The sequence below is a fragment of the Erwinia sp. genome (assembly GCF_031978025.1).
Lineage (GTDB): Bacteria > Pseudomonadota > Gammaproteobacteria > Enterobacterales > Enterobacteriaceae > Erwinia.
Genome location: NZ_DALZCD010000196.1, coordinates 1 through 8,271, shown reverse-complemented (window position 1 = coordinate 8,271; position 8,271 = coordinate 1). Strand labels below are relative to the sequence as shown.

At 55.4% G+C, this 8,271-nt stretch carries 9 protein-coding genes; 5 read left to right on the top strand and 4 right to left on the bottom strand.

The features are described from left to right. From RTK32_RS15230 to panD, 3 genes are all read left to right on the top strand, one after another. On the top strand, positions 1 to 351 hold a 351-nt coding region (locus tag RTK32_RS15230), incomplete at its 5' end, for a 3-methyl-2-oxobutanoate hydroxymethyltransferase (RefSeq protein ID WP_312045445.1). Between the two features lie 14 nt (positions 352 to 365). Next, positions 366 to 1,220, top strand: a complete 855-nt coding sequence (gene panC / locus RTK32_RS15225; RefSeq protein WP_312045443.1) for a pantoate--beta-alanine ligase — start codon at positions 366 to 368, stop codon at positions 1,218 to 1,220. A gap of 34 nt (positions 1,221 to 1,254) precedes the next feature. Next, positions 1,255 to 1,635 (top strand): aspartate 1-decarboxylase, encoded by a 381-nt coding sequence (panD, locus tag RTK32_RS15220; RefSeq protein WP_312045447.1) that lies wholly within the window; start codon positions 1,255 to 1,257, stop codon positions 1,633 to 1,635. An 81-nt stretch (positions 1,636 to 1,716) separates the two neighbouring features. Here the strand turns inward: panD and RTK32_RS15215 are convergent, their stop codons facing one another. From RTK32_RS15215 to RTK32_RS15205, 3 genes are all read right to left on the bottom strand, one after another. Continuing rightward, entirely contained in the window at positions 1,717 to 3,597 is a 1,881-nt protein-coding gene (locus RTK32_RS15215) for a hypothetical protein (protein ID WP_312045441.1), read from the bottom strand. A gap of 286 nt (positions 3,598 to 3,883) precedes the next feature. Then, the gene (locus RTK32_RS15210; RefSeq protein ID WP_312045439.1) at positions 3,884 to 4,654 is read right to left on the bottom strand and encodes an ABC transporter permease; all 771 of its coding nucleotides are present in this window, start codon (positions 4,652 to 4,654) and stop codon (positions 3,884 to 3,886) included. After that, entirely contained in the window at positions 4,651 to 5,577 is a 927-nt protein-coding gene (locus RTK32_RS15205) for an ABC transporter ATP-binding protein (RefSeq protein WP_312045437.1), read from the bottom strand. The genes RTK32_RS15210 and RTK32_RS15205 overlap by 4 nt, the downstream gene beginning before the upstream one ends. A gap of 106 nt (positions 5,578 to 5,683) precedes the next feature. Between RTK32_RS15205 and can the strand changes: the two genes are divergently transcribed. Then, positions 5,684 to 6,349 (top strand): carbonate dehydratase, encoded by a 666-nt coding sequence (gene can, locus RTK32_RS15200; RefSeq protein WP_312045435.1) that lies wholly within the window; start codon positions 5,684 to 5,686, stop codon positions 6,347 to 6,349. Positions 6,350 to 6,411: 62 nt separating this feature from the next. Here can and hpt read toward each other — a convergent pair whose 3' ends face one another. Further along, positions 6,412 to 6,948 carry a hypoxanthine phosphoribosyltransferase gene (gene hpt / locus RTK32_RS15195; RefSeq protein ID WP_312045433.1) on the bottom strand — a complete coding sequence of 179 codons (537 nt, stop codon included), beginning with the start codon at positions 6,946 to 6,948 and terminating at the stop codon, positions 6,412 to 6,414. Between the two features lie 252 nt (positions 6,949 to 7,200). Here hpt and RTK32_RS15190 point away from each other — a divergent pair. Beyond that, the coding region (locus RTK32_RS15190; protein ID WP_312045431.1) for a cystathionine gamma-synthase family protein at positions 7,201 to 8,271 on the top strand (1,071 nt) is incomplete at its 3' end.

Genomic DNA, 8,271 nt, shown 5'->3' with positions numbered 1-8,271 from the left:
GGCTATAAGGTGCAGGGCCGTGAGAGCGAGGCGGCAGAGACGCTGCTGGCTGATGCGCTGGCGCTGGAAGCGGCCGGGGCACAAATGGTGGTGCTGGAGTGCGTACCCGTTGCGCTGGCGCAGCGTGTTACCGAGGCGCTGGCTATTCCGGTCATCGGTATCGGCGCTGGCAACGTGACTGACGGGCAGATCCTGGTGATGCACGACGCTTTCGGCATCACCGGCGGGCATATTCCTAAATTCGTCAAAAATTTTCTGTTGGAAACAGGTGAGATGCGCGCTGCCGTCAGGCAGTATGTAGCAGAAGTCGAAGCGGGGACGTATCCTGCTGAAGAACACAGTTTTCACTGAGACGGGAGCGGCAAGTGCTGATTATTGAAACAATACCCCTGCTACGGCGTGAGATTCGCCGCTGGCGGCAAGAAGGCAAGCGCATCGCGTTGGTCCCTACCATGGGCAACCTGCATGATGGCCATATGACGCTGGTAGATGAAGCCCGGGAGCGCGCCGATATTGTAGTCACCACTATCTTCGTTAACCCCATGCAGTTTGAACGTCCCGACGATCTGGAGCGCTATCCGCGCACGCTGCAGGAAGACTGTGAGAAGCTGAACCGCCGCAAGGTAGATCTGGTTTTCGCGCCCGCCCCTGGTGATATTTATCCAAAGGGACTGGGCGAACAGACCTTTGTCGAGGTGCCGGGTCTCTCTTCGCTGCTGGAAGGTGCCAGTCGGCCGGGCCATTTTCGCGGCGTGTCGACCATTGTCAGCAAGCTGTTTAACCTTGTGCAGCCCGACGTAGCCTGCTTTGGCGAGAAGGATTTTCAGCAGCTGGCGCTGATCCGCAAGATGGTGGCCGATATGGGCTACGATCTGGAAATTGTTGGCGTGCCGACGGTACGTGCGAAAGATGGCCTGGCGCTCAGCTCGCGCAATGGTTATCTGACTCCTGACGAGCGAAAACTGGCGCCCGCACTGAGCCGCGTAATGAACAGCATGGCGGAAAGGTTGTCCAATGGAGAACGCCATGTCGATGAGATTATTACCGATGCGGAATCGGCGCTGGCTATTCTCGGCCTGCGCGCCGATGGCCTGGCCATTGTCGATGCTGACACGCTGCTGCCGCTGACGGTTGAAAGCAAAAGCGCGGTTATTTTGATGGCGGCATGGCTGGGCAAGGCACGCCTGATCGACAATCAGCAGATTGATTTAACGGCGTAACGCGCCAGTTATTTATTTTCACCAGAGGTCAATGATGAACCGTACCATGCTGCAGGGCAAGCTTCACCGCGTCAAAGTCACGCAGGCAGATCTGAACTATGAAGGCTCCTGCGCCATCGATCAGGACTTCCTGGAGGCTTCCGGCATCCTGCAATATGAAGCGATCGATATCTATAACGTGACTAACGGTCAGCGCTTTTCCACCTATGCTATCGCGGCCGAACGCGGCTCGAAGATTATCTCCGTCAACGGCGCAGCCGCCCGCTGCGCCTGCGAAGGCGATATTCTGATTATTTGCTCTTACGTAACGATGCCGGATGCCGAAGCCCGTGAATGGCAACCGAAAGTCGCCTACTTTGAAGGAGATAACGTGATGAAGCGTCTGGCAAAAGCGGTGCCGGTGCAGGTCGCCTGATCGGCTGGCGGGGGAACTCTCCCCCGCTGTTTTACCCTCTCTTTGCGTCTTTTCCCTGCTCTCTGCTGACCGGATGCTGGGCTACGCCTGTTTGCTTTTACCCATTGGTTGCATCTCTATGTTTTCAGGTGCTGGCCGTGACGATGAAGCCTGAGTAGTCGGCCGTGCAGCAGGCCGTGATGTTGAAGCCTGGGCCGCAGGTTGCGCAGCCGGTCGCGGCGTTGAAGTCTGAGCCGCAGGTTGCGGCGTTGAAGTCTGAGCCGTAGGTTGCGGCGTTGAAGTCTGAGCCGTAGGTTGCGCATCAGGCCGCGATGTTGACGCCTGAGCCGTCGTTTGCGCAGCCGGTTGCGATGTTGAAGCCTGAGTCGCAGGCTGTCCGGCAGGTCGTGACGATGAAGCCTGAACCGCAGGCTGGCCCGACGTGGCGGCATGAGTCTGCGCGCCTGGCTGAGGTGACGTAGCAAACTGCTTTCTAAGCTGTTCAGCGGTCCACTGCTGCGCATTGCTCATGGCACCCGTAACGTCATTTTTTAACCTGCCCATGCCGTCGCCCATCGCGTTGCGCGTATTGACCGCCCCCTGAGCAAATGAAGTGGCGCCCCGGGAAGCCTTATCCTTAAACTGTGACGCTTTTTGTTGAGCCCCAGTGGCTCCCTGCTTTAACAGATCCACGGCATCATCCCGTAATTCCCCGGTTTTCTGCCCGACCAGGCTATTCACGATTTTATCTGCCACTAAATCTACGGCTTCGTCATTGCGGGTGGGTGGCGGCCCGGCCAACGCGCCTGCGACGCCCTGAAAAGCATAGGCCAGCGCGGCACCCACCAGGTTAATTGCCTGATCTTTAGCGATTTCTGTTGGTGAGGTCAGCTGGCCTGCGGTAAGGCGGCCGATAATATCATCAATGGCACCCGAAGGGGCAGAACTGACGGCTCCGCTCACGCCGGGATTACGGGCGACATTTCGTAAGGCGTTATTGCCGGCCAACGACAAGGCTAAAGTACCAATTTCCGACACCATGTTTCCCGAAGCAATATTCAGTACGCCTTTGGCGTAATTGCGCGGCGTCATCACGCTAAGCAGCAGCGTTTTCAGCCTTTCCGCGCCGCCGGACATGACCTGCTGCTTTACGCTGGTTGCTTTCAATGCGTTATATTGCGCTTTCCAGTCGGTCCGTCCCAACAGGTATTCAGGGCCGTGAGAAGCGCTGAATTTGTTGGTCAGGACGCCGCCCGCTGCGCCTGCCGCCAGGCTCAGCACGTTGCTGGTATGGGATACCGCCTGAGGATTATTGTGCGATGCTACTGCCACCGCGCCCACGACGGCATTACGGCCGTTAAATCCCTGGCTTCCCAGCGGGGCCAGTTTCAGGCTCTCTCCCAGGCCCTGACGTTTTTTCAGCACCTCCTGCATTTCCGGTTCCAGCTTTTCGGCGTCCGCGGCCAGCCACAGCGTATCTTTTGTGGTGTTAGCAAAAACTTTATCCCCCACCGCTTTCATCACCATCGCCGTTGCGCCATCCACGGCACCGGCCAGGGCTTCTGAGCCCGGAGAAGCACCGTCAATACCGGCCGCCAGTTTGAGCGCGCCTGAGGCATAACCCGAGATGGCAAAAGGGAATGCTTTCACCGCGTTGCCTGCCGCCTCGCTAATTAAATCCAGTTGCTGCCCTTTAGCCATATTTTCAGCCACGTCATGGGATGTTTCCTCCATATCGTGCAGCTCTGTAGCCCGATCCCGCACCAGCGCTTGTAATCCGTCACTGCCGGGAAAATAGTGATTGAGCTGGGTAACCATATTGTCAATGGCCCGTTCGCGTGCAGCGTCTTCCGGTGTGGTCACCGCCGTAGAAGGGCCTGCCCCGCCGGCACCCCGGGCGCGAGCCTCCTGACTGGAAGTTGCCTGGCCTGAAGAGTGAGCGGCGGTGGTTAAGGTAGAAGGTAGTGCATTTATACCTGACATAAATTTGATCCCGAGATGAGTCAAAGATAACAGGCTTATGACCTGCTGATTTATCGTGACAACACCGGCCATACTCAATACCCGTACAACGTGCTCGCGATAGGATTGAGTGGCATCCGGGAAGGGAAAGTTTGCAGAGGAATACAGTTTTCTTATTTTTAGTGATGGATATCAAATAATGCGGGGAAGCGGTTTTGCTGACTGCGGTTACGCTTTACAGACAGGCTCCGCTCAGCAACGTTGTCCGGCTTATCCCTTCCCATTGCGGGAAGGGATACGCAAATCTTTAGGTACGCAGCCCTCTTCCACGCTGGATTAACCACCAGACCAGGATGTAAAACACCGCGATAAACGCCACCAGCACCGCCAGGGTAAAGATCACAGGAACGTCGGAAATGCCCAAAAAGCCGAAGCGGAAGCCGCTGATCATGTACACAATCGGGTTCAGCTTCGACACCATCTGCCAGAACGGCGGCAGCAGCGTCAGCGAATAGAACACGCCGCCCAGGTAGGTCAGTGGCGTCAGCACAAAGGTCGGGATCAGGCTGATATCGTCAAAGGTTTTAGCAAAAACCGCGTTCAGCAGGCCCGCCAGCGAAAACAGGATCGCCGTCAGCAGCAGCGTGACCGCCACCATCAGCCAGGAGTGCACATGAAAAGGCACAAAGAACAGCGACACGGCGGTCACCAGAATGCCCACGCACACGCCGCGCGCTACGCCACCGCCGACATAACCCGCAATGATTACGTGCGTCGGAACTGGCGCGACCAGTAACTCTTCAATATTGCGCTGAAATTTAGAGCTGAAAAAAGAGGACGCCACGTTGGCATAGGCATTCGTGATCACCGCCATCATAATCAGGCCCGGCACGATAAACTGCATATAGCTGAAGCCATGCATATCGCCGATACGGGAGCCGATCAGGTTGCCAAAGATAATAAAGTAGAGCGTCATGGTGATAACCGGCGGTACCAGCGTCTGGATCCAGATTCGGGCAAAACGGTTAATCTCTTTTCCCCAGATACTTTTCAGGGCAACCCAGTACAGATGTGTCATGCTTTTTCTCCTTTGCGACCGTTCACCAGGTCTACAAACAGCTCCTCAAGGCGGTTAGCCTTGTTGCGCATACTTAATACCTTAACGCCCTGCTGGCTGAGCTGGCTGAAAACGCTGTTCAGCCCCTGCTCGCGCATGACTTCCACTTCCAGCGTGGAGGTATCTACCAGCCGGTACTGGAACCCCTCCAGCGCGGGCAGCGGGCTTTTCGCCGCCAGGTCAAAGATAAAGGTTTCTGATTTCAGCTTTGCCAGCAGGCCTTTCATGGTGGTGTTTTCCACCAGTCGGCCATGCTGAATAATGCCGATATTACGGCAAAGCATCTCCGCCTCTTCCAGGTAGTGGGTGGTCAGAATAATGGTGGTGCCTTTCGCGTTAAGATCCTGCAAAAAGCTCCACATGGAGCGACGCAGTTCGATATCCACCCCGGCGGTCGGCTCATCCAAAATAAGCAGCTTTGGCTCGTGCATCAGGGCGCGGGCGATCATCAAACGGCGTTTCATGCCGCCGGAAAGCATCCGGGCGCGTTCGTTGCGCTTGTCCCACAGATCGAGCTGCTTTAAATATTTTTCCGAGCGGAGCAGCGCCTCTTTTTTCTCAACGCCGTAAAGCCCCGCCTGGCTGACCACAATCTGCAGCACGGTTTCAAACTGGTTAAAGTTAAATTCCTGCGGCACCAGGCCCAGCTGGCGCTTGGCGTTGACCACATCCTGCTGCAGGTCATAGCCAAACACCCGCACTTTGCCGGCCGTTTTATTGACCAGCGAGCTGATAATACCAATCGTGGTGGATTTGCCGGCGCCGTTGGGGCCGAGCAGCGCATAGAAATCGCCTGCTTCCACGTTAAGATCGATTCCTTTCAAGGCCTGAACGCCACCTGCATAGGTTTTGGTCAGCTTTTCGAGTTCCAGTGCATAAGTCATAGGTAAAGGATTGCCCTGTTTTGTATGGATTTCTTGTTTAGCGTTTTAAATCACAGTTTGATGGCCTATATTACTGCCACGCATATCAAGTTATGGCGCTATAAAAATGAAAGATATTGATACTCTCATTAGTAACAACCGCGAGTGGTCTCGCCTGCTGAAAGAAGAAAACCCGGCCTTTTTTGAACGCCTGTCACTGGCGCAAAAGCCGCGTTTTCTCTGGATTGGCTGTTCTGACAGCCGTGTACCAGCCGAACGGCTGACCGGCCTGGAGCCGGGCGAACTGTTCGTTCATCGCAACGTGGCTAACCTGGTTATCCACACCGATCTGAACTGCCTTTCGGTTGTTCAGTACGCTGTGGAAGTTCTGCAGGTGGAGCACATCATTATCTGCGGTCACTACGGCTGCGGCGGCGTGCAGGCAGCGGTCGAGAACCCGGAGTTGGGTCTGATCAACAACTGGCTGCTGCATATCCGCGATCTGTGGTACAAGCATAGTTCGTCATTGAAGCAGCTGCCGACACCGGAAGAGCGTTTTAACAAACTTTGTGAAATCAACGTGATCGAGCAGGTTTATAACCTGGGACACTCCACCATCATGCAGTCAGCATGGAAGCGCGGCCAGAATGTCAAAATTCACGGCTGGGTTTACGGTATTCAGGATGGACACCTGCACGATCTGGAAGTCGGTGCTTCCAGCATGGACGTCCTTGAAGAACGTCATCATAAAGGTATCGCTAACGCGCTGAAAGGCTTGGAAAACCCGAGCTGATCCCCGGGCAGCATCATATATCAGGCCGGGAGAACCGGCCTTAGTCGATCGTGCGGTGAGCGTTACTCTTCCAGCATCACCACGTGGCCTACGTAAGGCAGATGGCGATAGCGCTGGGCATAGTCGATACCGTAGCCCACTACGAATTTATCAGGAATAGTGAAGCCCACGTATTCCACCGGCACGTCAACTTCCCGCCGTTCAGGCTTATCCAGCAGCGTACAGATCGCCAGCGACTTCGGCTCGCGCAGACGCAGGATTTCCCGCACTTTGCTCAGCGTATTGCCGGAATCAATAATATCTTCCACGATCAGAACATCTTTGCCACGGATATCCTCATCCAAATCCTTAAGGATTTTCACATCACGCGTGGTGGACATGCCGCTGCCGTAGCTGGAAGCCGTCATAAAATCGACCTCGTGTGATACCTCAATCTTGCGGCAGAGATCCGCCATAAACATAAAGGAACCACGCAGCAGGCCAACCAGCACCATTTCGCTGCCGCTGTCGCGGTAGCTGTCGGTGATTTGCTGGCCCAGTTCAGCGATGCGTTTGGCAATCTCTTGTTCAGAGATCATGACTTCTACAGTGTGTTTCATAGGTTGTGTCAATATCGTCGGTGGCTTAGAAGAAGCAGCGAAGTTTACCACATTTTTTGCAGCCGTCGGTGACTCTGCCACAGCAGAGCTGGCGGTGCGGACATACGTCTGTCTGTCTGGCAAGCTCTCAGTGATTGATCTCGCATAAAGTTCTAATAATAGAATTTTAATTCATTTAAGAGCGTGGCGGTCGCCGTGCTAGCTTAAGCTAAAAATGAGCTGCTAGTGCCTGTGCTGCAGGCTGGAGAAAGTATGGCGACGCAACATTCAAAGAAAACGCATCTCGGCAGGCGCGAATTGCAACCTGAGACGCAAATGCTCAACTACGGTTACGATCCTGCCCTGTCCGAGGGCGCGGTCAAACCGCCGGTCTTTTTGACGTCGACCTTTATATTTACCAGCGCCGAGGAAGGCCGCGACTTTTTCGACTACGTCTCTGGCCGCCGCGAGCCGCCGGAAGGCGAAGGGAACGGGCTGGTTTATTCACGCTTTAACCACCCCAATAGCGAAATCGTTGAAGATCGGCTGGCGATTTATGAACGAACCGAAAGTGCGGCGCTGTTCTCTTCCGGTATGTCAGCCATTTCTACCGCGCTGCTGGCCTTTATCGAGCCTGGTGATGTTGTTCTGCATTCGCAGCCTTTATATGGCGGCACCGAAACGCTGCTGACTAAAACCTTTCGCCGACTCGGCGTGGCGTCGGTGGGGTTTGCCGACGGCGTTGATGAGGACTCGGTTCGGGCGGCAGCCCACGCAGCAATGGAACAGGGGCGCGTCTCGGTGATCCTGATCGAATCGCCCGCTAACCCCACTAACAGCCTGGTCGATATTGCGCTGATAAAACGCGTAGCGGATGAAATAGCACGCCATCAGAAGCATCGTCCGGTTATTGCCTGCGACAACACGTTGCTCGGGCCGGTTTTCCAGCGTCCGATTGAGCACGGCGCGGATCTTTCGCTGTACTCTCTGACCAAGTATGTCGGCGGGCATTCCGACTTAATTGCCGGAGCGGTGATGGGCAGCAAGGCGCTGATTAAGCAAATCAAAGCATTGCGCAGCGCGATCGGCACCCAGCTCGATCCCCATTCCTGCTGGATGATTGGCCGCTCGCTGGAAACGCTGTCGCTGCGTATGGAGCGCGCCAACGATAATGCTGCCGCCGTAGCCGCATTTCTGCATTCGCATGAAAAAATTGAAAAACTGCACTATCTGCCGTTTCTGGAAGCCGGTTCGCCAGCCGCACGGGTTTATGAGCAACAGTGTAGCGGCGCGGGATCGACATTTTCGTTCGACGTGGTCGGTGGGCAGGCTGCCGCCTTTAAG